Source organism: Streptomyces sp. B93 (genome assembly GCF_018070565.1).
In the GTDB taxonomy this organism is placed as follows: Bacteria; Actinomycetota; Actinomycetes; order Streptomycetales; family Streptomycetaceae; genus Streptomyces.
Genome location: NZ_JAGPXL010000014.1, coordinates 65,078 through 84,966, shown reverse-complemented (window position 1 = coordinate 84,966; position 19,889 = coordinate 65,078). Strand labels below are relative to the sequence as shown.

The 19,889-nt window shown below is 71.6% G+C and carries 18 protein-coding genes; 13 read left to right on the top strand and 5 right to left on the bottom strand.

The features are described 5' to 3' along the window. The first annotated feature begins 158 nt into the window (after nt 1–158). The 3 genes from KBY47_RS16345 (at nt 159) to KBY47_RS16335 (ending at nt 3,871) form a co-directional block, all read left to right on the top strand. Nucleotides 159–1,655, top strand: a complete 1,497-nt coding sequence (locus KBY47_RS16345) for a PucR family transcriptional regulator (protein ID WP_210921851.1) — start codon at nt 159–161, stop codon at nt 1,653–1,655. Nucleotides 1,656–1,767: 112 nt separating this feature from the next. After that, complete coding sequence (locus KBY47_RS16340; protein ID WP_210921850.1) at nt 1,768–2,925, top strand: acyl-CoA dehydrogenase family protein; 1,158 nt, start codon at nt 1,768–1,770, stop codon at nt 2,923–2,925. Between the two features lie 61 nt (nt 2,926–2,986). Next, nucleotides 2,987–3,871 (top strand): acyl-CoA thioesterase II, encoded by an 885-nt coding sequence (locus tag KBY47_RS16335; protein WP_210921849.1) that lies wholly within the window; start codon nt 2,987–2,989, stop codon nt 3,869–3,871. A gap of 11 nt (nt 3,872–3,882) precedes the next feature. Here KBY47_RS16335 and KBY47_RS16330 read toward each other — a convergent pair whose 3' ends face one another. From KBY47_RS16330 to KBY47_RS16315, 4 genes are all read right to left on the bottom strand, one after another. Beyond that, nucleotides 3,883–4,176 carry a DUF3303 family protein gene (locus tag KBY47_RS16330; RefSeq protein WP_210921848.1) on the bottom strand — a complete coding sequence of 98 codons (294 nt, stop codon included), beginning with the start codon at nt 4,174–4,176 and terminating at the stop codon, nt 3,883–3,885. Nucleotides 4,177–4,328: 152 nt separating this feature from the next. Continuing rightward, on the bottom strand, nt 4,329–4,550 hold the full coding sequence (locus KBY47_RS16325; RefSeq protein ID WP_210921847.1) for a hypothetical protein: 222 nt from the start codon (nt 4,548–4,550) through the stop codon (nt 4,329–4,331). 155 nt (nt 4,551–4,705) lie between these two features. Further along, nucleotides 4,706–5,494 carry a phosphatase gene (locus KBY47_RS16320; protein ID WP_210921846.1) on the bottom strand — a complete coding sequence of 263 codons (789 nt, stop codon included), beginning with the start codon at nt 5,492–5,494 and terminating at the stop codon, nt 4,706–4,708. A 299-nt stretch (nt 5,495–5,793) separates the two neighbouring features. Then, nucleotides 5,794–6,390 carry a TetR/AcrR family transcriptional regulator gene (locus KBY47_RS16315; protein ID WP_210921845.1) on the bottom strand — a complete coding sequence of 199 codons (597 nt, stop codon included), beginning with the start codon at nt 6,388–6,390 and terminating at the stop codon, nt 5,794–5,796. A gap of 111 nt (nt 6,391–6,501) precedes the next feature. Between KBY47_RS16315 and KBY47_RS16310 the strand changes: the two genes are divergently transcribed. From KBY47_RS16310 to KBY47_RS16295, 4 genes are read left to right on the top strand one after another with little or no spacing between them, the layout of a single operon-like run. Continuing rightward, the gene (locus KBY47_RS16310; RefSeq protein ID WP_210921844.1) at nt 6,502–8,118 is read left to right on the top strand and encodes a carboxyl transferase domain-containing protein; all 1,617 of its coding nucleotides are present in this window, start codon (nt 6,502–6,504) and stop codon (nt 8,116–8,118) included. Between the two features lie 20 nt (nt 8,119–8,138). Then, entirely contained in the window at nt 8,139–10,070 is a 1,932-nt protein-coding gene (locus KBY47_RS16305) for a biotin carboxylase N-terminal domain-containing protein (RefSeq protein ID WP_210921946.1), read from the top strand. Nucleotides 10,071–10,087: 17 nt separating this feature from the next. Next, on the top strand, nt 10,088–11,008 hold the full coding sequence (locus tag KBY47_RS16300) for a hydroxymethylglutaryl-CoA lyase (protein ID WP_210921945.1): 921 nt from the start codon (nt 10,088–10,090) through the stop codon (nt 11,006–11,008). 8 nt (nt 11,009–11,016) lie between these two features. Beyond that, the gene (locus KBY47_RS16295) at nt 11,017–12,177 is read left to right on the top strand and encodes an acyl-CoA dehydrogenase family protein (RefSeq protein WP_210921843.1); all 1,161 of its coding nucleotides are present in this window, start codon (nt 11,017–11,019) and stop codon (nt 12,175–12,177) included. 3 nt (nt 12,178–12,180) lie between these two features. On the opposite strand, the gene KBY47_RS16290 is transcribed toward KBY47_RS16295, so the two are convergent. Beyond that, nucleotides 12,181–12,558, bottom strand: coding sequence for a hypothetical protein (locus KBY47_RS16290; protein WP_210921842.1), 378 nt, complete (start codon nt 12,556–12,558; stop codon nt 12,181–12,183). 143 nt (nt 12,559–12,701) lie between these two features. On the opposite strand from KBY47_RS16290, the gene KBY47_RS16285 reads away from it, so the two are divergent. The 6 genes from KBY47_RS16285 to KBY47_RS16260 all read left to right on the top strand — a co-directional run bounded on the left by KBY47_RS16285 (nt 12,702) and on the right by KBY47_RS16260 (nt 19,853). Beyond that, entirely contained in the window at nt 12,702–13,751 is a 1,050-nt protein-coding gene (locus tag KBY47_RS16285; protein ID WP_210921841.1) for an ABC transporter substrate-binding protein, read from the top strand. 53 nt (nt 13,752–13,804) lie between these two features. Further along, complete coding sequence (locus KBY47_RS16280; protein ID WP_210921840.1) at nt 13,805–14,665, top strand: siderophore-interacting protein; 861 nt, start codon at nt 13,805–13,807, stop codon at nt 14,663–14,665. A 149-nt stretch (nt 14,666–14,814) separates the two neighbouring features. Further along, nucleotides 14,815–16,257 carry a lysine decarboxylase DesA gene (desA, locus tag KBY47_RS16275; protein ID WP_210921839.1) on the top strand — a complete coding sequence of 481 codons (1,443 nt, stop codon included), beginning with the start codon at nt 14,815–14,817 and terminating at the stop codon, nt 16,255–16,257. Continuing rightward, entirely contained in the window at nt 16,241–17,530 is a 1,290-nt protein-coding gene (locus tag KBY47_RS16270) for a lysine N(6)-hydroxylase/L-ornithine N(5)-oxygenase family protein (RefSeq protein ID WP_210921838.1), read from the top strand. Before desA ends, KBY47_RS16270 begins: the two co-directional genes overlap by 17 nt. Continuing rightward, nucleotides 17,527–18,081 carry a GNAT family N-acetyltransferase gene (locus tag KBY47_RS16265; RefSeq protein WP_210921837.1) on the top strand — a complete coding sequence of 185 codons (555 nt, stop codon included), beginning with the start codon at nt 17,527–17,529 and terminating at the stop codon, nt 18,079–18,081. The genes KBY47_RS16270 and KBY47_RS16265 overlap by 4 nt, the downstream gene beginning before the upstream one ends. Beyond that, on the top strand, nt 18,078–19,853 hold the full coding sequence (locus KBY47_RS16260) for an IucA/IucC family siderophore biosynthesis protein (protein WP_210921836.1): 1,776 nt from the start codon (nt 18,078–18,080) through the stop codon (nt 19,851–19,853). The genes KBY47_RS16265 and KBY47_RS16260 overlap by 4 nt, the downstream gene beginning before the upstream one ends. Nucleotides 19,854–19,889 lie beyond the last annotated feature (36 nt).

The window sequence follows — 19,889 nt, the reverse complement described above, 5'->3', positions numbered from 1 at the left end:
TGGCGTGTCGTGCGGATGCGTCGATCCCGGCAGCCGTCCCCGGGGACATCCGCCCGTACCCGGGGCTGCCGGTCCGGACCGACACTAGGTGGCCGGAAAGCGACTGCGAAGTGTACGTTTCCTCCATCCCGCGGGCCCGAAATGGAGGAACCGCACACATGCCACCGGACTCGTCCACCACCGTCCCGCCCACGCCACCGGTCGCCCTGTCGGAGCTGCTGGCCCGCGAGGACCTCGCGCTGCGGCAGATCGCCGGACCCGCCGCGTCCGGCGTCGTCGTCCACGGCGCGCACACCTCCGAGATGTCCGACCCGTATCCGTATCTGCTCGGCGGTGAGCTGCTGCTGACGGCGGGCGTGCACATCCCGGAGGCGGCGGGCTCGGGCACGTACTTCGACGACTACGTGTCCCGGGTCGTCGCGGCGGGCGGCGCGGCGCTCGGCTTCGGCCTGGCACCGGTGCACGACACCGTGCCGCGGGCGCTGGTCGCGGCCTGCGAGGCGTACGAGCTGCCCCTGCTGGAGGTTCCGCCGGGCACCACCTTCGCGGGTGTGGCCCGGGCCGTCTGGCAGCTCATGGCCCGCGCCCGGCACGCCGAACTCCGCCGGGTCACCGAGGCCCACCAGAGCCTGGCCGCCGCGGCGGCCCGCCCCGACCCGGTCCCCTCGGTACTGCGCCAGCTCGCCCAGCGCCTCGGAGGACGGGCGGTGCTGTACGGGCCGGAGGGCACCCAGCCCGCGGGCGCGGGGCGGGACATCGGCGCCACGGCGGCGGCGAGGCTGGCGGACCTGGCGGGGGTGGTGCGGGCGCGGGGGATGACGACGGCCACGGACGTGGTCACAGAGGAGACCACCCCCGCCCCCGGCGTCACCCACCTCACGGCCTACGCGCTCGGTGCCACCCCCGGCCAGGAGGGATACGCCCTCGGGGTGGCCGTCGCCCGGCGCGACCCCGGCGATCACACCATCGCGTCCGTGGCCGCCGTACTGCTGTCCCTGCTCACCGGGGAGCAGCTGAGCGGTGCGGCCTCCGCGCGCTCGTCCGCGCTGGTGCGGCTGCTGCTGGGGGCCGCGCCCGACGAGGTCGCCCCGTTGCTCGGTGCCGAGCGGTGGCTGGTGGTGCACGGCCGTCCGCAGGCGCCGCCCGTCGACCCGGCGGCGGTGTCGGCGCTGGGCGCGGCGCTGGGTTCGCCGCTGGTCGACGCCGACGTCACGGGGGAGGTCGTACGCGTCCTCGTCCCCGCCGACCGCGAGCCGACCGCGCAGCCCGGCTGGACGCTGGGCGTCAGCGCCTCCGTGCCCGCGCCGGAGTGGCCCGCGGCCGACGCCCAGGCGGCGCGTGCCCTGGCCCGGGCCCGGGCGACCCGCGCCCCGCTGGTCCGGCACGGCGCCGCCCCCTCCCTCACCGACCTGCTGCCGCCCGCGGAGGCGGACGCGCACGCCCGTGCGCTCCTGGCTCCGCTCGGCCCGGCCCTGGCCGAGACGCTGCGCGCCTGGCTGTCGCTGCACGGCAGCTGGGACCGCACGGCCGTGGCACTGTCCGTCCACCGCAACACGGTGCGCCAGCGCATCGCCCGCTGCGCGGCGCTGCTGGAGAGGGACCTGGACGATCCGGACGTACGGATGGAGCTGTGGTTCGCCCTGAGGCGGACGTGACCGTGGGGAGCGTGACGAGCCCCACGTGACCCGGTCTGGACGCCGATCCGTACTCGCCGGTACGGTAACCCTCTGAGCAAGCGCTTAGACATGTATCCGTGGAGGTGGCGGCGTGCGCCGTACGGTGTTCAACGAGGATCACGAGGCGTTCCGGGAGACCTTGCGCGCCTTCATCGAGGCCGAGGTCGTACCCGTGTACGACGAGTGGTTCGCCGCGGGCCAGGCGCCGCGCGACTTCTACTACAAGCTCGGTGAGCTGGGCGTCTTCGGCATCAACGTGCCGGAGGAGTTCGGCGGCGCGGGCCTGGAGACCCACAAGTTCGAGGCGATCCAGTACGAGGAGACGGCCCGCGCGGGCGTCACCTTCGGCGGCTCGGGCGTCCACGTCCTGCTCGCCCTGCCCTACATCAAGATGCTCGCCACCGACGAGCAGAAGAAGCGCTTCCTGCCGAAGTTCGTCTCCGGCGAGGAGATGTGGGCCATCGCGATGACCGAGCCGGGCACCGGCTCCGACCTCGCGGGCATGAAGTCCACCGCCAAGCTGAGCGAGGACGGCACGCACTACGTCCTCAACGGCGCCAAGACCTTCATCACCGGCGGCGTCCACGCCGACAAGGTCATCGTCTGCGCCCGCACCGCCCCGCCGACCGCCGAGGACCGCCGCCACGGCATCTCCCTCTTCGCCGTCGACACCAAGTCCGAGGGCTACAGCGTCGGCCGCAAGCTCGACAAGCTGGGCCTGAAGACCTCCGACACCGCCGAGCTGGCCTTCGTCGACGTCAAGGTCCCGGTGGAGGACCTCCTCGGCGAGGAGAACAAGGGCTTCTACTACCTCGGCGCCAACCTGCCCTCCGAGCGCTGGGGCATCGCCTTCGGCGCCTACGCGCAGGCCAAGGCCGCCGTCCGGTTCGCCAAGCAGTACGTCCAGGAGCGCACCGTCTTCGGCAAGCCGGTCGCCGCGTTCCAGAACACCAAGTTCGAACTGGCCGCCTGCCAGGCCGAGGTGGACGCCGCCGAGGCGGTCGCCGACCGCGCGCTGGAGGCCCTGGACGCCGGTGAGCTGACGGCCGCGGAGGCCGCGAGCGCCAAGCTGTTCTGCACCGAGGTCGCGCACCGCGTCATCGACCGCTGCCTCCAGCTGCACGGCGGCTACGGCTACATGAACGAGTACCCGATCGCCCGCCTGTACGCGGACAACCGGGTCAACCGCATCTACGGCGGCACCAGCGAGGTCATGAAGATGATCATCGCCAAGGACATGGGTCTGTGAGGACCCGCGAGGACACGGGTCGGTAAGGTCCGAGAAAAGATTGCCCGGTACAACTGACCCCATGAGTCAGGCACTTCAGTCTCTGCTCGAGCTGCTCGACCTGGAGCAGATCGAGCAGGACATCTTCCGCGGGCGCTCCCGGTCCGCCGTCGTCCCCCGGGTCTTCGGCGGCCAGGTGGCGGCCCAGGCCCTGGTCGCCGCGGGCCGTACGGTCCCCGGCGACCGCCCGGCCCACTCCCTGCACGCGTACTTCCTGCGCCCCGGGGACCCGGAGGCGCCGATCATCTACACGGTGGACCGCATCCGCGACGGCCGCTCGTTCACCACCCGCCGGGTGGTGGCCGTCCAGCACGGTCACCCGATCTTCCACCTCTCGGCGTCCTTCCAGACGGCGGAGGAAGGGCTGGACCACCAGTACCCGATGCCGCCCGCCCCCGACCCGGCCACCCTCCCCACCTCGGAGGACCGCCTGCGCGGCTACACCCATCTGGACCCGGAGGTGGTGGAGCGCTTCCTCGAGACCCGCGCCGCGGTCGACCTGCGCCATGTCGAGGAACCCCCCTACGGTGACTTCGGCGAACCCCGCGACCCGCACTCCCAGGTCTGGTTCCGCACCAACGGCAAGCTCGACGGCGACATCGACACCCCGCTGCTGCACGTCGTCCTCGCCACCTACGTCTCCGACATGACGCTCCTCGACTCGGTCCTGCTGGCGCACGGCCGCGGCGGCTGGGCCGTCGGTGACGTGGTCGGCGCGTCCCTGGACCACGCGATGTGGTTCCACCGCCCGTTCCGCGCCGACGAGTGGCTGCTGTACGACCAGCAGTCCCCGTCGGCACACGGCGGCCGGGGCCTGGGCCAGGCCCGCATCTACACCCAGGACGGCCGACTGGCGATCACGGTGATGCAGGAGGGCGTGGTGCGGGTACCGCGGGGGCGGGACTAGGGCGCGGCCCTTTACTGCTGAAGGGCGCTGAGGCCCTTGCGCAGGTCGTCGGCGTTCATCACCGGCTGGATCTCGACCTCCGCGCCGAACTGCTGGAACAGCGGCTCGGAGACGCTGGGCATCTGCGAGGTGTCCTGCATGTCGAAGACGAGGATGCAGGACCTCGCTCCGTGGTTCGGCGTGAAGTAGGCCGCCTCGGGCTTGAGCCGTTCCATCATCGACTCCACGGCCTTCGGCAGGGTGCCGTTCTTGATGCCCTCGTTCGCGGCCTCGGTGTTCATGGTGGCCCTCAGCATGACCCTCATCGCGTTCGCTCCGTTCGTTCCGCGCACCACGGCCGACGCGGTCCGACCGCGCTCAACGGGACCGGGTGCCGCCCTGCTCAGGCTCACCTCGACGCGCCGGGGCGGCAACATCTCGTCGGCCATCGGTGCGGTGCGGTGCGGTGCGGGGCCCCTCAGGCCCCGAAGTGGTGCCCGGCCGCCAGGTCGGACAGCAGCCCCGGATGCTCGGGCCGCCAGCCCAGCGGCTCCCGGGTCCGGGCGCCGGAGGCCGGGTTGCCGGTGCCGACGGCGAGGGACAGGAACCCGAAGTGCTCCTGGCCCTCCTCGCGGGAGATCCCGGCCACGGGCACGTCCAGTCGCCGCCCGACGACCTCGGCGATCTCCCGGAACGGCACCCCCTCGTCCCCGACCGCGACCAGCCGGGCCCCCGCGGGGGCGCCCTCCAGCGCCAGCCGGAACAGCCGGGCCGCGTCGAGGGTGTGCCCGCTGCAGCCGGCGTTCCGCGCACTGGCGCGGACCCATCTGGCCGGGCAGGCGTAGGGCCCCGGGGCTAGGCCAGCCCCGCCTCCGCCAGCAGATAGGCGGTCATGGGGTCGTAGTACCGAGGGCTGACGACGTGGTCGTCGAGCGGTACGGCCACCTGGAGGGTGCCCTCGGACTCCGCGAGGAAGAGGGCGGGGTCGTTGCAGTCGGCGTAGCCGACGGCGTCGACGCCGTGCTGGGCGGCGTAACCGGCCCAGCCGTGGTCGGCGACGACGAGATCGGGCAGCGGGCGGCCCTCCCGCTCCAGCGCGGTGAGGATGGCCTTCATCGGCTCCCCGGAGTGCGTGTGCCACAGGGTCGCCCCGTGCTCCAGCACCGCCACGTCCGCGAACTGCATGACGTAGCCCTCGTCGGTCTGGAGCCCGTCCGGGATGACGACGACCTCGCACCCGGCGCCGCGCAGAGCGGTCGCGGTGGCCCGGTGCACGTCCAGCAACCCGCCCGGGTGCCCGGTCGCGAACAGCACCCGCTGCCGTCCGTCCGCCGCCTTCCGCAGCCGCCCCGCCATCCGCTCCAACGCGGCGACGGTCAGCTCCGGGTCGATGGTGTCCTGCCCGTACCGGTACTCGTGGTCATCATTCACTCCCACCCGCTCCGCCATCACCGCGAGCACGTCCTGCTCGTCGGTCCAGCGGTCCCCCAGCTCCAGCCCGAGCCAGAAGTTGCGCACACCGTTGGACAACTGGCGGTAGTGGGAGAGGTTGTTCTCGCGCGGCGTCGCGACCTCGCCCGCGATACGGGTTCTGACGAGGTGGTCGACGAGTTCTGCGCGGCTGGGTGTCCCGGATATCGGCATGCCTCCCATTGTGAGGCAGCCCCCGGCCCCCGTCCCGGCCGTTCCGCCCGCTGGGACACGGCTCACGCGGCCACGCCGGAGACGCTGCGTCACCTGGCCGCCCCCGCTGCGGCCGTTGGCCGGCCTGCCGATGACCTCGGGCCGGCCATCCCGGGCCCGGCCCTGAGGCTCGCCCTCCGCACGGAACAACGGTCGGCCCGGCACGCGTTCGGCGCTGCGGTTCACGGCACCGCTTCGGCGACGCGCTCCACCGGTCGCCGGCGGTGGGGCACCGCCCCGGCTGAGCGGGCCCGGAGGGGTCAGGCGCCGCCCGCCGCCCCGAAGGCCCCCCGGGCCATGCGGTGGAGCAGTTCCGACGTTGCCGCGCGGCCCGGCAGGGAGCCTCGGCGGCCCAGGTGGGGGGTGGAGTTCAGCAGGCCGAAGACCGAGTGGACGGCTGAGCGGGCCGTGGGTTCGGTGAGGGAGGGATAGACCTCTCGGACCACCGCGACCCACAGTTCGACGTACTGCCGCTGGAGCTGGCGGACCAGTTTGCGGTCACTGTCGCGGAGGCGGTCCAGCTCGCGGTCGTGCAGGGTGATGAGGGGACGGTCGTCCAGGGCGAAGTCGATGTGGCCCTCGATGAGGGAGTCGAGGACCGCCGAGGGCGCGCTGCCGTCGGCGTCCGCCAGGCGGCGCTTCGCTCCGGTGAGGAGCTGGCCGCTGATGCCGACCAGCAGCTCGGCGAGCATCGCGTCCTTGCCGGGGAAGTGGCGGTAGAGGCCGGGACCGCTGATGCCCACGGCGGCGCCTATCTCGTCGACCCCGACGCCGTGGAAGCCGCGCTCGGCGAAGAGCCGGGCGGCCTCCTTGAGGATCTGTTCGCGCCGGGTGGGGGCGTCGGTCCTGATGCTCATGGAGGCAATTGTAGACAGCGTGGTTAGCGGTCGTTAACATGGGCGACATACGTTAACGCTCATTAACACGGCCGTCCCACCGGTCGGCCGTACGGGTGAGGGGATCGCAGGATGCAGGAGGCACCCGAGCTGACGACCGCGGCCGACCCCGCGTCGGAGGCCTGGCGGGCCAACGAGGAGGCGCACCGCGCACTCGTCGAGGAGCTGCGCGGCAAGCTCGCCGCGGCCCGGCTGGGCGGTGATGAGAAGGCCCGCGCCCGGCACACCGCGCGCGGCAAGCTGCTGCCGAGGGACCGGGTGGACACCCTGCTCGACCCCGGCTCGCCCTTCCTGGAGCTGGCGCCGCTCGCCGCCGACGGGATGTACGACGGACAGGCTCCGGCCGCCGGGGTGATCGCCGGGATCGGGCGGGTCAGCGGACGGGACTGCGTCGTCGTCGCCAACGACGCCACCGTCAAGGGCGGGACGTACTACCCGATGACGGTGAAGAAGCACCTGCGGGCGCAGGAGGTGGCCCTGGAGAACCGGCTGCCCTGCCTCTACCTCGTCGACTCCGGCGGTGCCTTCCTGCCCATGCAGGACGAGGTCTTCCCGGACCGGGAGCACTTCGGGCGGATCTTCTACAACCAGGCCCGGATGTCCGGTGCCGGGATTCCGCAGATCGCCGCCGTGCTCGGGTCGTGCACGGCGGGCGGGGCGTATGTGCCCGCGATGAGCGACGAGGCCGTCATCGTCCGGAACCAGGGGACGATCTTCCTCGGCGGGCCGCCGCTGGTGAAGGCCGCCACCGGGGAGGTCGTCACCGCCGAGGAGCTGGGCGGCGGCGAGGTGCACGCGCGCGTGTCCGGTGTCACCGACCATCTGGCGGAGGACGACCCGCACGCGCTGCGCATCGTGCGGAACATCGTCGCCACCCTCCCCGCCCGCGGCGACCTGCCCTGGCGCACGGAGCCCGTCGCCGAGCCCAAGGTCGACCCGTACGGGCTGTACGGCGCCGTGCCGGTCGACTCCCGCACCCCCTACGACGTCCGCGAGATCATCGCCCGGGTCGTCGACGGCTCCCGGTTCGCGGAGTTCAAGTCCGAGTTCGGGCAGACCCTCGTCACGGGCTTCGCCCGCATCCACGGCCACCCGGTCGGCGTCGTCGCCAACAACGGCATCCTGTTCTCCGAGTCCGCCCAGAAGGGCGCCCACTTCATCGAGCTCTGCGACCAGCGCGGCATCCCGCTGGTCTTCCTCCAGAACATCTCCGGCTTCATGGTCGGCAAGGACTACGAGGCCGGTGGCATCGCCAAGCACGGCGCGAAGATGGTCACCGCCGTCGCGTGCACACGCGTACCGAAGCTGACCGTCGTCGTCGGCGGGTCGTACGGCGCGGGGAACTACTCCATGTGCGGGCGCGCGTATTCACCGCGCTTCCTGTGGATGTGGCCCAACGCCAAGATCTCCGTCATGGGCGGCGAGCAGGCCGCCTCCGTCCTCGCCACCGTCAAGCGGGACCAGCTCGAGGCGCGCGGGGAGGACTGGGCGCCGGAGGACGAGGACTCCTTCAAGGCGCCCATCCGGGAGCAGTACGAGCGCCAGGGCAACGCCTACTACGCCACCGCCCGGCTCTGGGACGACGGCGTCATCGACCCGCTGGAGACCCGGCAGGTGCTGGGCCTGGCACTGACGGCCTGCGGCAACGCGCCCCTGGGTGACCCCCAGTTCGGCGTCTTCCGGATGTGAGGGGGAGCTACGAGATGACCATGTTCGACACCGTCCTGGTCGCCAACCGCGGCGAGATCGCCGTCCGCGTCATCCGCACCCTGCGCGCGCTGGGCGTGCGCTCGGTGGCCGTCTTCTCCGACGCGGACGCCGACGCCCGGCACGTGAGGGAAGCCGACACCGCGGTGCGGATCGGGCCCGCCCCGGCGGCCGAGAGCTATCTCTCCGTGGAGCGGCTGCTGGAGGCCGCCGCGCGGACCGGCGCCCAGGCCGTCCACCCCGGGTACGGCTTCCTCGCGGAGAACGCGGCCTTCGCGCGCGCCTGCGCCGACGCCGGTCTGGTGTTCATCGGGCCGCCCGCCGAGGCCATCGCCCTGATGGGCGACAAGATCCGGGCGAAGGAGACCGTCAAGGAGGCCGGGGTGCCCGTCGTCCCCGGCGGCCGGGACCCCGATCTCGCCGAGGCCGCCCGGGAACTGGGCGCGCCCGTGCTGCTCAAGCCCAGCGCGGGCGGCGGCGGCAAGGGCATGCGGCTGGTGCGCGACCTCACCCTCCTGGAGGAGGAGATCGCCGCCGCCCGCCGTGAGGCCCGCGCCTCCTTCGGCGACGACACGCTCCTGGTGGAGCGGTGGATCGACCGGCCCCGGCACATCGAGATCCAGGTGCTGGCCGACGGCCACGGCAACGTGGTGCACCTCGGGGAGCGCGAGTGCTCCCTCCAGCGGCGCCACCAGAAGGTCATCGAGGAGGCGCCGAGCGTGCTCCTCGACGAGGCGACCCGCGCGGCGATGGGCGAGGCGGCCGTGCAGGCGGCGCGCTCGTGCGGCTACCGGGGCGCGGGGACGGTGGAGTTCATCGTCCCGGGCGGCGACCCGACGTCGTACTACTTCATGGAGATGAACACCCGCCTCCAGGTGGAGCATCCGGTCACCGAGCTGGTCACCGGGGTGGACCTGGTGGAGTGGCAGCTGCGGGTGGCGGCGGGCGAGCCGCTGGGGTTCGCCCAGGAGGACGTCTCCCTCACCGGGCACGCCGTGGAGGCCCGGATCTGCGCCGAGGACCCCGCGCGCGGCTTCCTGCCGTCCGGCGGCACGGTGCTGCGGCTGCGCGAGCCCCAGGGCGACGGCATCCGCACGGACTCCGGGCTCAGCGAGGGCACCGAGGTCGGCAGCCTCTACGACCCGATGCTGTCCAAGGTGATCGCGTACGGCCCCGACCGCGCGACCGCCCTGCGCAGGCTGCGGGCCGCCCTCGCGGAGACGGTCACGCTGGGCGTGCCCACCAACGCCGGGTTCCTGCGGCGGCTGCTGGCGCACCCGGCGGTCGTCGCGGGCGACCTGGACACCGGCCTGGTCGAGCGCGAGGTGGAAGGGCTGGTCGCCGCCGTCGTACCCGAGGAGGTGTACGAGGCGGCGGCGGCCGTACGGCTGGACGCCCTGCGGCCGAACGGGGCGGGCGGCTGGACCGATCCGTTCTCCGTGCCCGACGGCTGGCGGCTCGGCGGCACCCCCCGTCCGGCCCGCTTCCCGCTGCGGGTGCGCGAGGCGGTGGAGTACGCGCCGCGCGGGACGCACTCCGTCACCGACGACCGGGTGTCCGTCACCCTCGACGGTGTCCGCCACACCTTCGACCGCGCCACCGCGCCGGACGGCGTCTGGCTCGGCCGCGCGGGCGACGCCTGGCACGTGCGCGACCACGACCCGGTGGCCGAGTCCCTCACCCGTGCGGCGCATTCGGGTGCCGATTCCCTCACCGCCCCGATGCCGGGCACGGTCACGGTCGTCAAGGTCGCCGTCGGCGACGAGGTGGCGGCCGGGCAGAGCCTGCTGGTGGTGGAGGCGATGAAGATGGAGCACGTCATCTCCGCCCCGCACGCGGGCACGGTCGCCGAGCTGGACGTCCGCCCGGGCACCACGGTGGCCATGGACCAGATCCTGGCGGTGATCGCCCCGCACGAGGAGGCGGAACAGTGACTGTCCCCCAGCTGCCCATGGTGGTCCCGGACGCGGCCCTGCCCGCCCGGGTCCGCATCCACGAGGTGGGCCCCCGCGACGGCCTCCAGAACGAGAAGGCGACCGTCCCGACGGAGGTCAAGGCGGAGTTCATCCGCAGGCTGGCCGACGCCGGGCTGACGACCGTCGAGGCGACCAGTTTCGTCCACCCCAAGTGGGTGCCCCAGCTGGCCGACGCCGAGGAGCTGTACCCGCGGGTGGCCGGCCTGCCGGTGGCGCTGCCCGTCCTGGTGCCGAACGAACGCGGCCTGGACCGGGCACTCGCCCTGGGCGCCGACCGGGTCGCCGTGTTCGCCAGCGCCAGCGAGTCCTTCGCGCGGGCCAACCTCAACCGCACGATGGACGAGGCGCTGGCGATGTTCGAGCCGGTCGTCACCCGCGCGAAGGCGGCGGGCGTCCATGTGCGCGGCTATCTGTCGATGTGCTTCGGCGACCCCTGGGAGGGCGAGGTCCCCGTCCCGCAGGTGGTGCACGTCTGCCGGGCGCTGCTGGACATGGGCTGCGACGAGCTGAGCCTCGGCGACACCATCGGCGTGGGCACACCGGGCCATGTGTCCGCCCTGCTCACGGCGCTGACCGAGGCGGGCGTGCCGGTGTCCGCCCTCGGCGTGCACTTCCACGACACCTACGGCCAGGCCCTCGCCAACACCCTCACCGCCCTGCGGCACGGAGTGACCACCGTCGACTCCTCCGCGGGCGGCCTGGGCGGCTGCCCGTACGCCAAGTCCGCCACCGGCAACCTCGCCACCGAGGACCTGGTGTGGATGCTGCGGGGCCTCGGCATCGACACCGGCGTCGACCTCGGCCGCCTCATCGCCACGAGCGTGTGGATGGCCGGACAACTGGGCCGACCCAGCCCGTCCCGCACCGTACGAGCCCTCTCCCACCAGGAGTCGTGATCAGAGCCATGGACCACCGTCTCTCCCCCGAGCTGGAAGAACTCCGCCGCACCGTCGAGGAGTTCGCGCACGACGTGGTCGCCCCCAAGATCGGCGACTACTACGAGCGGCACGAGTTCCCGTACGAGATCGTCCGGGAGATGGGCCGCATGGGCCTGTTCGGGCTCCCCTTCCCCGAGGAGTACGGCGGGATGGGCGGCGACTACCTCGCCCTGGGCATCGCCCTGGAGGAGCTGGCCCGGGTGGACTCCTCGGTCGCCATCACCCTGGAGGCGGGCGTCTCGCTGGGCGCGATGCCGATCCACCTGTTCGGGACCAGGGAGCAGAAGGAGAAGTGGCTGCCCCGCCTCTGCTCCGGCGAGGTCCTCGGCGCGTTCGGCCTGACCGAGCCGGACGGCGGCTCGGACGCGGGCGCGACCCGGACGACGGCCCGCCTGGACCCGGAGACGGACGAATGGGTCATCAACGGCACCAAGTGCTTCATCACCAACTCCGGTACGGACATCACCGGCCTGGTGACGGTCACCGCGGTCACCGACCGCACCCCGGAGGGCAAGCCGCGGATCTCCTCGATCATCGTCCCGTCGGGCACGCCCGGGTTCACGGTGGCGCCCGCCTACTCCAAGGTCGGCTGGAACGCCTCCGACACCCGTGAGCTGTCCTTCACCGATGTCCGGGTCCCGGCCGCCAACCTGCTCGGCGAGGAGGGCCGCGGGTACGCGCAGTTCCTGCGCATCCTCGACGAGGGCCGCATCGCGATCGCGGCGCTGGCCACGGGCCTGGCGCAGGGCTGCGTCGACGAGTCGGTCCGCTACGCGAAGGAACGGCACGCCTTCGGCCGCCCGATCGGCGCCAACCAGGCCATCCAGTTCAAGCTCGCCGACATGGAGATGCGCGCCCACACCGCCCGCCTCGCCTGGCGCGACGCGGCGTCCCGGCTGGTCGCCGGTGAGCCCTTCAAGAAGGAGGCCGCCCTCGCGAAGCTGCACTCCTCCACGATCGCCGTCGACAACGCCCGCGACGCCACCCAGATCCACGGCGGCTACGGCTTCATGAACGAGTACCCGGTCGCCCGCATGTGGCGCGACTCCAAGATCCTGGAAATCGGCGAGGGCACCAGCGAGGTCCAGCGGATGCTGATCGCCCGGGAACTGGGGCTGGCGGGCTGACCTTCACCCGACGGCGGCCAGGACACCGGCCAGGGCCGCCGTCGGGCCCAGCAGCAGGGCCGCGCTGACCCCCCAGTACCGCCGCCCCGGCACGGCGCGCCCGTCCCGCAGCCACGCGTTGAGCGAACCCCACAGCGCGAGCAGCAGCGTCCACATCGGCACCAGCAGGAGCGCCCATGGCAGCATGCCGTCGTTCTCCGTGGGTTCCCGGCTGGTGAGCCCCAGGGCCGCGAGGGGGAAGTTGGCCAGAAAGAACCACAGGAAGGCCAGCGGGACGACGGCCACGACCCCGACCGCGAGATTCAGGACCACGGGCAGCGCCCAGGTCCGCAGCGCGCTCCGCCCGCCGGGGGGAGGGGAGTTGCCGGATGGCGTGGGCATCGGACGACTGTGTCACACACGGGGCAGTGATCCACACCACGCACCGTCAGGGCCCCCAGACCCTGGACAAGATCTGAGGTTAGGCTAACCTACCTTCGAATTGTCCGGCGGGCGCCCCGCCCTGTTCGAAAGCAGTCACGCCCATGTCCAACGCCCGTGCCACCCACCTCACCCGCCGCGGCATCCTCGCCGCGGGCGGCGCCCTCGGCCTCGGCGCCGTGCTCGCAGCCTGCGGCGACGAAGACACGAACAGCGGTGGCGCGGACGCGACGGCCTCCGGCAAGGAGTCCGGCCCCTGGACGTTCAAGGACGACCGCGGCGAGACGGCGAAGGCCGACAAGGTCCCCGCGAACATCGTCGCGTTCACCGGCGTCGCCGCCGCGCTCTACGACTACGGCATCGAGGTCAAGGGCGTCTTCGGCCCGACCGAGACCGCCGACGGCAAGGCGGACGTCCAGGCCGGTGACATGGACATCAGCAAGGTCGAGATACTCGGCAACGAGTGGGGCCAGTTCAACATCGAGAAGTACGTCTCCCTCACCCCGGACCTGCTGGTCTCCACGATGTTCGACGACCAGGGCACCCTCTGGTACGTCCCGGACGAGTCCAAGGACAAGATCCTCGCCGTGGGCGCCCCGAGCGTCGGCGTCTCCGTCTACGACCGTCAGCTGACCGAGCCGCTCCAGCGCATGCTGGACCTCGCCAAGTCGCTGGGCGCGGACGTGACCTCGTCGAAGATCACCGAGGCGAAGAAGCGCTTCGAGGACGCCTCGGCCCGGCTGCGCGCCGCCGCCAAGGCCAAGCCGGACCTCAAGGTGATGGCGGGCTCCGCGAGCCAGGACATCTTCTACGTCTCCGGCACCAACCTCTCGGTCGACCTGGAGTACTTCAAGGCCCTCGGCGTGAACTTCGTCGAGCCGCCGGAGGACGCCAAGGCCGAGGGCGGCGGCTGGTTCGAGTCGCTGAGCTGGGAGAACGTCGACAAGTACGACGCGGACATCATCATGATGGACGACCGCACCTCCGCCATCCAGCCCGCCGACATCACCGAGGGCACCTGGAAGAAGCTGCCCGCGGTCAAGGCCGGCCAGGTCATCGCCCGCTCCGCGGAGCCGATCCTCTCCTACGACAAGTGCGCCCCGCTGGTGGAGGCCCTGGCCGAGGCGCTGGAGAACGCCAAGAAGGTCAGCTGACCCGCGTACCGCGTCCGCACAAAGCCCCCTGACGTCACATCAGGAGTCATCGCATGTCCACGGCCGTAGCCGCCCCGTTCCGTTTCTTCTCCCTCCAGGTCGTACGGACGAGGCGGCTCGGCCCGTCCCTGGTCCGGATCACCTTCGCCGGGCCCGAGCTGCGGGACTTCCGCTCCGACGGCCTCGACCAGTCCCTGTCGCTGTTCCTGCCGCACCCGGGCCAGGAGGAGCCGGTGGTGCCGGTCGAGGAGGGCGACGACTGGTGGCAGGCCTGGATGGCCCTCCCGGCCGAGGAGCGGGCGGTGATGCGCTCGTACACGCTGCGGGAGCTGCGCCGGGACACCGACGGGGCGACCACGGAGATCGACATCGACTTCGTGCTGCACGGCGTCGAGCCGGACGCGGCCGTCCCCGCGGGCCCCGCCTCCCGCTGGGCGGCCCAGGCGGGTCCCGGCGACCGGGTCCGGCTGATCGGCCCGGCGATCGCCGACAACCGGGCGATCCGGTTCCGGCCGCCCGAGGACACCGACCTGGTGGTGGTGTGGGGCGACGAGACCGCCGTACCCGCCGCCTCCGCGATCCTGGAGTCGCTGCCGTCCGGCACCCGCGCCGTCGCCTGGCTGGAGGCGCAGCACGCCGACGACGTACAGGAGCTGACGGTGGCGGCGGACGCGGACATCACCTGGCTCATCACCGGCGACGACGGGTCTCCCACGGCCGTCGACGCCATCCGCGCCGCCCGGCTCCCCGCCGCCGAGGCCCCGTACGTCTGGATCGCGGGCGAGTCCGGCCGCATGAAGGAGCTGCGCCGTCACTTCGTGGGCGAGCGCGGCGTCGACCGCCGCCGGGTGGCCTTCGTGGGGTACTGGCGGCAGGGGCTGACGGAGGAACAGCTCCGCGAGCAGGGCGAGTAGGCCATAAGCGGCAACTCTCCGTGTCACGGCTGTTGTTCAACGTGACGGCAGTCACGCATGAGGCCGCGTTTCCCGCAAGTTAATTAGGTTAGGCTTACCTAAGTCGATCCCCCTTGAGACCCGGACTGTCCCCACCGGAGGACCCCCACATGCGCTCGCACCTGCTCAATGACACGACCGCGGAGCACTACCGCCGCTCCGTGACCGAGGGAGTGGAGCGGGTGGCGGCCAAACTCGCCACCACCGACCGGCCGTTCACCGGAGTGACGGTCGACGACCTCACCCCCCGCCTCGAGCAGATCGACCTCGACCGCCCCCTGAACGACACCGCGGCGGCCCTCGACGAACTGGAGGAGGTCTACCTCCGGGACGCGGTCTACTTCCACCACCCCCGCTACCTCGCCCACCTCAACTGCCCGGTCGTCATCCCGGCCGTGCTCGGCGAGGCGATCCTCTCCGCCGTCAACTCCTCGCTCGACACCTGGGACCAGTCCGCGGGCGGCACCCTCATCGAGCGCAAACTGATCGACTGGACCGCCGACCGCATCGGCCTCGGCCCGGCCGCCGACGGCGTGTTCACCTCCGGCGGCACCCAGTCCAACCTCCAGGCGCTGCTGCTCGCCCGCGAGGAGGCCAAGACCAAGGACCTCGGCAGCCTGCGCGTCTTCGCCTCCGAGGCCAGCCACTTCAGCGTGAAGAAGTCCGCGAAACTGCTCGGTCTCGGCCAGGACGCCGTGGTCGTCGTCCCCGTCGACCACGACCAGCGCATGCAGACCGTGGCGCTCGCCCACGAGCTGGAGCGCTGCGCCGCGGACGGCCTCGTCCCCATGGCCGTCGTCGCCACCGCGGGCACCACCGACTTCGGCTCCATCGACCCGCTGCCCGAGGTCGCCGAGCTGTGCGCCCAGTTCGGCGCGTGGCTGCACGTCGACGCCGCCTACGGCTGCGGACTGCTCACCTCCCGCACCCGCCGCTCCCTGCTGGAGGGCATCGAGCGCGCCGACTCGGTCACCGTCGACTACCACAAGTCCTTCTTCCAGCCGGTGAGTTCCTCCGCCGTGCTGGTCCGGGACGCCGCCACCCTGCGGCACGCCACCTACCACGCGGAGTACCTCAACCCGCGCCGGATGGTGCAGGAACGTATCCCCAACCAGGTGGACAAGTCCCTCCAGACCACCCGCCGCTTCGACGCGCTCAAGCTGTGGATGACCCTGCGCGTGATGGGCGCCGACGGCATCGGCCAGCTCTTCGACGAGGTCTGCGACCTGGCCGCCGAGGGCCACGACCTGCTCGCCGCCGACCCGCGCTACGACGTCGTCGTCGAGCCCACCCTGTCCACCCTCGTCTTCCGCTACGTCCCGGCGGCCGTCACCGACCCCGCCGAGATCGACCGGGCCAACCTCTACGCCCGCAAGGCCCTGTTCGCCTCCGGCGCCGCCATCGTCGCGGGCACCAAGGTGAACGGCCGCCACTACCTGAAGTTCACCCTGCTCAACCCCGAGACGAAGGCGTCCGACATCGCCGCCGTACTCGATCTCATCGCCGGCCACGCCGAGCAGTACCTGGGAGAGTCCCTTGACCGCGCTTGCTGACACCACGGACCGCACCTACGACTTCGTGGGCATCGGACTCGGCCCCTTCAACCTCGGCCTGGCCTGCCTCACCGAGCCCATCGACGAACTCGACGGCGTCTTCCTGGAGTCGAAGCCCGACTTCGAGTGGCACGCCGGGATGTTCCTGGACGGCGCCCACCTCCAGACCCCGTTCATGTCGGACCTGGTCACCCTCGCCGACCCGACCTCCCCCTACTCCTTCCTCAACTACCTGAAGGAGAAGGGCAGGCTCTACCCGTTCTACATCCGCGAGAACTTCTACCCCCTGCGCGTCGAGTACGACGACTACTGCCGCTGGGCCGCCGCCAAGCTGAGCAGCATCCGCTTCAGCACCACGGTCACGGAGGTGACGTACGAGGACGACCTGTACGTCGTCACGACCGCCGCCGGTGACACCTACCGCGCCCGCCACCTCGTCCTCGGCACCGGCACCGTCCCCTACCTCCCCGAGCCCTGCCGGGACCTGGGCGGCGACGGCCTGCTGCACACCGCCGAGTACATGCACCGCAAGGCGGAACTCCAGAAGAGCGAGTCGATCACGATCGTCGGCAGCGGACAGAGCGCCGCCGAGATCTACCACGAACTCCTCGCCGAGATCGACGTCCACGGCTACCAGCTCAACTGGGTCACCCGCTCCCCGCGCTTCTTCCCCCTCGAGTACACCAAGCTGACCCTGGAGATGACGTCCCCGGACTACATCGACTACTTCCGCGCGCTGCCCGAGGACACCCGCTACCGGCTGGAGAAGCAGCAGAAGGGCCTGTTCAAGGGCATCAACTCCGACCTCATCGACGCGATCTTCGACCTGCTCTACCAGAAGGACGTCGAGAGCGGCGACCGCCCGGTCCCCACCCGTCTGCTCACCAACTCCACCCTCCGCACCGCCCGGTACGAGGACGGCACGTACACGCTCGGCTTCCACCAGGACGAACAGGGCAAGGACTTCGAGATCACCACCGAGGGCCTGGTCCTGGCCACCGGCTACCACTACGCCCCGCCCGCCTTCCTCGCCCCGGTCCACGACCGCCTGCGCTTCGACTCCCACGGCCGCTTCGACGTCACCCGCGACTACGCCATCGACGTCACCGGCAGAGGCGTCTTCCTCCAGAACGCCGGGGTCCACACCCACAGCATCACCTCACCCGACCTGGGCATGGGCCCCTACCGCAACAGCTGCATCATCCGTGAGCTGCTCGGCAGCGAGTACTACCCGGTCGAGAAGTCGATCGCGTTCCAGGAGTTCTCCGTATGACCACCCGCACCACCGCAGGGATCGGCACCCTCACCCTGCGCCCCCTCGACCCCCTCAAGGACGCCGGGCTGCTGCACTCCTGGGTCACGCACCCCAAGGCGGCCTTCTGGATGATGCAGGACGCCCGGCTGGAGGACGTCGAGCGCGCGTACATGGAGATCGCCGCCGACGAGCACCACCACGCCCTGCTCGGCCTGCACGACGGCGTCCCCGCGTTCCTGATGGAGAAGTACGACCCGGCCCACCGGGAACTGGTCGGCCTGTACGAACCGCTCCCCGGGGACGTCGGCATGCACTTCCTGGTCGCCCCCACCGACCGGCCCGTGCACGGCTTCACCCGCGCCGTCATCACCGCCGTGATGGCCCACCTGTTCGAGGACCCGGCGACCGAGCGGGTCGTCGTCGAGCCGGACGTCTCCAACAAGGCCGTCCACACGCTGAACGAGGCCGTCGGCTTCGTTCCCGAGCGGGAGATCCAGAAGCCGGAGAAGCGGGCGCTGCTCAGCTTCTGCACGCGCGAGCAGTTCGAGAAGGCGGTGGCGAACGCATGACGCACCTCGCCGACGCCGTCAGCCACCTCTCCCCCGAGCACTGGGAGCGGGCCAACCGCCTCCTGGTCCGCAAGGCCCTCGCGGAGTTCGCCCACGAGCGCCTGATCACACCAGAGCACGAAGACGGCCGCTGGACCGTCCGCAGCGACGACGGCCTGACCCACTACCGCTTCACCGCCACCCGCCGCGCCCTGGACCACTGGCAGGTGGACGCCGACTCGATCACCCGTCACGGCGAGGGCGGCGCCGAACTCCCGCTCACCGCCCTGGACTTCCTCATCGAGCTGAGGACCTCCCTGGGCCTGAGCGACGCGATCCTCCCGGTGTACCTGGAGGAGATCTCCTCCACCCTCTCCGGCACCTGCTACAAGCTCGCCAAACCGCAGGTCACGGCCGCCGAGCTGGCGGCGTCCGGGTTCCAGGCCATCGAGACCGGCATGACCGAGGGCCACCCCTGCTTCGTCGCCAACAACGGACGGCTCGGCTTCGGCATCCACGAGTACCTGTCGTACGCCCCCGAGACCGCGAGTCCCGTCCGCCTCGTCTGGCTGGCCGCCCACCGCTCCCGCGCCGCGTTCACGGCCGGGGTCGGCATCGAGTACGAGTCCTTCGTCCGCCAGGAGCTGGGCGAGGCGACGGTCGCCCGCTTCCACGGCACCCTGCGCGAGAAGGGCCTGGACCCCGCCGACTACCTGCTCATCCCCGTCCACCCCTGGCAGTGGTGGAACAAGCTCACCGTCACCTTCGCCGCCGAGGTCGCCCGCCGGCACCTGGTCTGCCTCGGCGAGGGCGACGACGAGTACCTGGCCCAGCAGTCGATCCGGACCTTCTTCAACACCACCAGCCCCGAGAAGCACTACGTCAAGACGGCCCTGTCCGTCGTCAACATGGGCTTCATGCGCGGACTGTCGGCCGCCTACATGGAGGCGACCCCGGCCATCAACGACTGGCTCGCCCAGCTCATCGAGAACGACCCCGTCCTCAAGGACACGGGCCTGACGATCATCCGTGAGCGGGCCGCCGTCGGCTACCGGCACCTGGAGTACGAGAAGGCGACCGACCGCTACTCGCCGTACCGCAAGATGCTGGCCGCGCTGTGGCGGGAGAGCCCGGTGGCGTCCCTGAAGGACGGCGAGACCCTCGCGACCATGGCGTCCCTCCTGCACGTCGACCACGAGGGCGCGTCCTTCGCGGGCGCCCTGATCGAACGCTCGGGCCTGACCCCGGTGGAGTGGCTGCGCCGCTACCTGCGCGCCTACTACACCCCGCTCCTGCACAGCTTCTACGCCTACGACCTCGTCTACATGCCGCACGGCGAGAACGTGATCCTCGCCCTGAAGGACGGGGCCGTGGAGCGGGCGATCTACAAGGACATCGCCGAGGAGATCGTCGTCATGGACCCGGACGCGGTGCTGCCGCCCGAGGTCCAGCGCATCCGCGCAGAGGTCCCGGACGACATGAAGCTGCTGTCGGTCTTCACGGACGTCTTCGACTGCTTCTTCCGCTTCCTCGCGGCGAACCTCGCCGGCGAGGGCATCCTGACGGAGGACGACTTCTGGCGCACGGTCGCCGAGATCACCCGGGAGTACCAGCAGTCGGTCCCCGAACTCGCCGACAAGTTCGCCCAGTACGACATGTTCGCCCCGACGTTCGCCCTGTCCTGCCTGAACCGGCTCCAGCTGCGCGACAACCAGCAGATGGTGGACCTGGCGGACCCGTCGGCCGCGCTCCAGCTGGTCGGCGACCTGCACAACCCGATCGCCGGGTTCTGAGCCCCACCGAACGGACGGGTGCCCCGGAGTACGGTC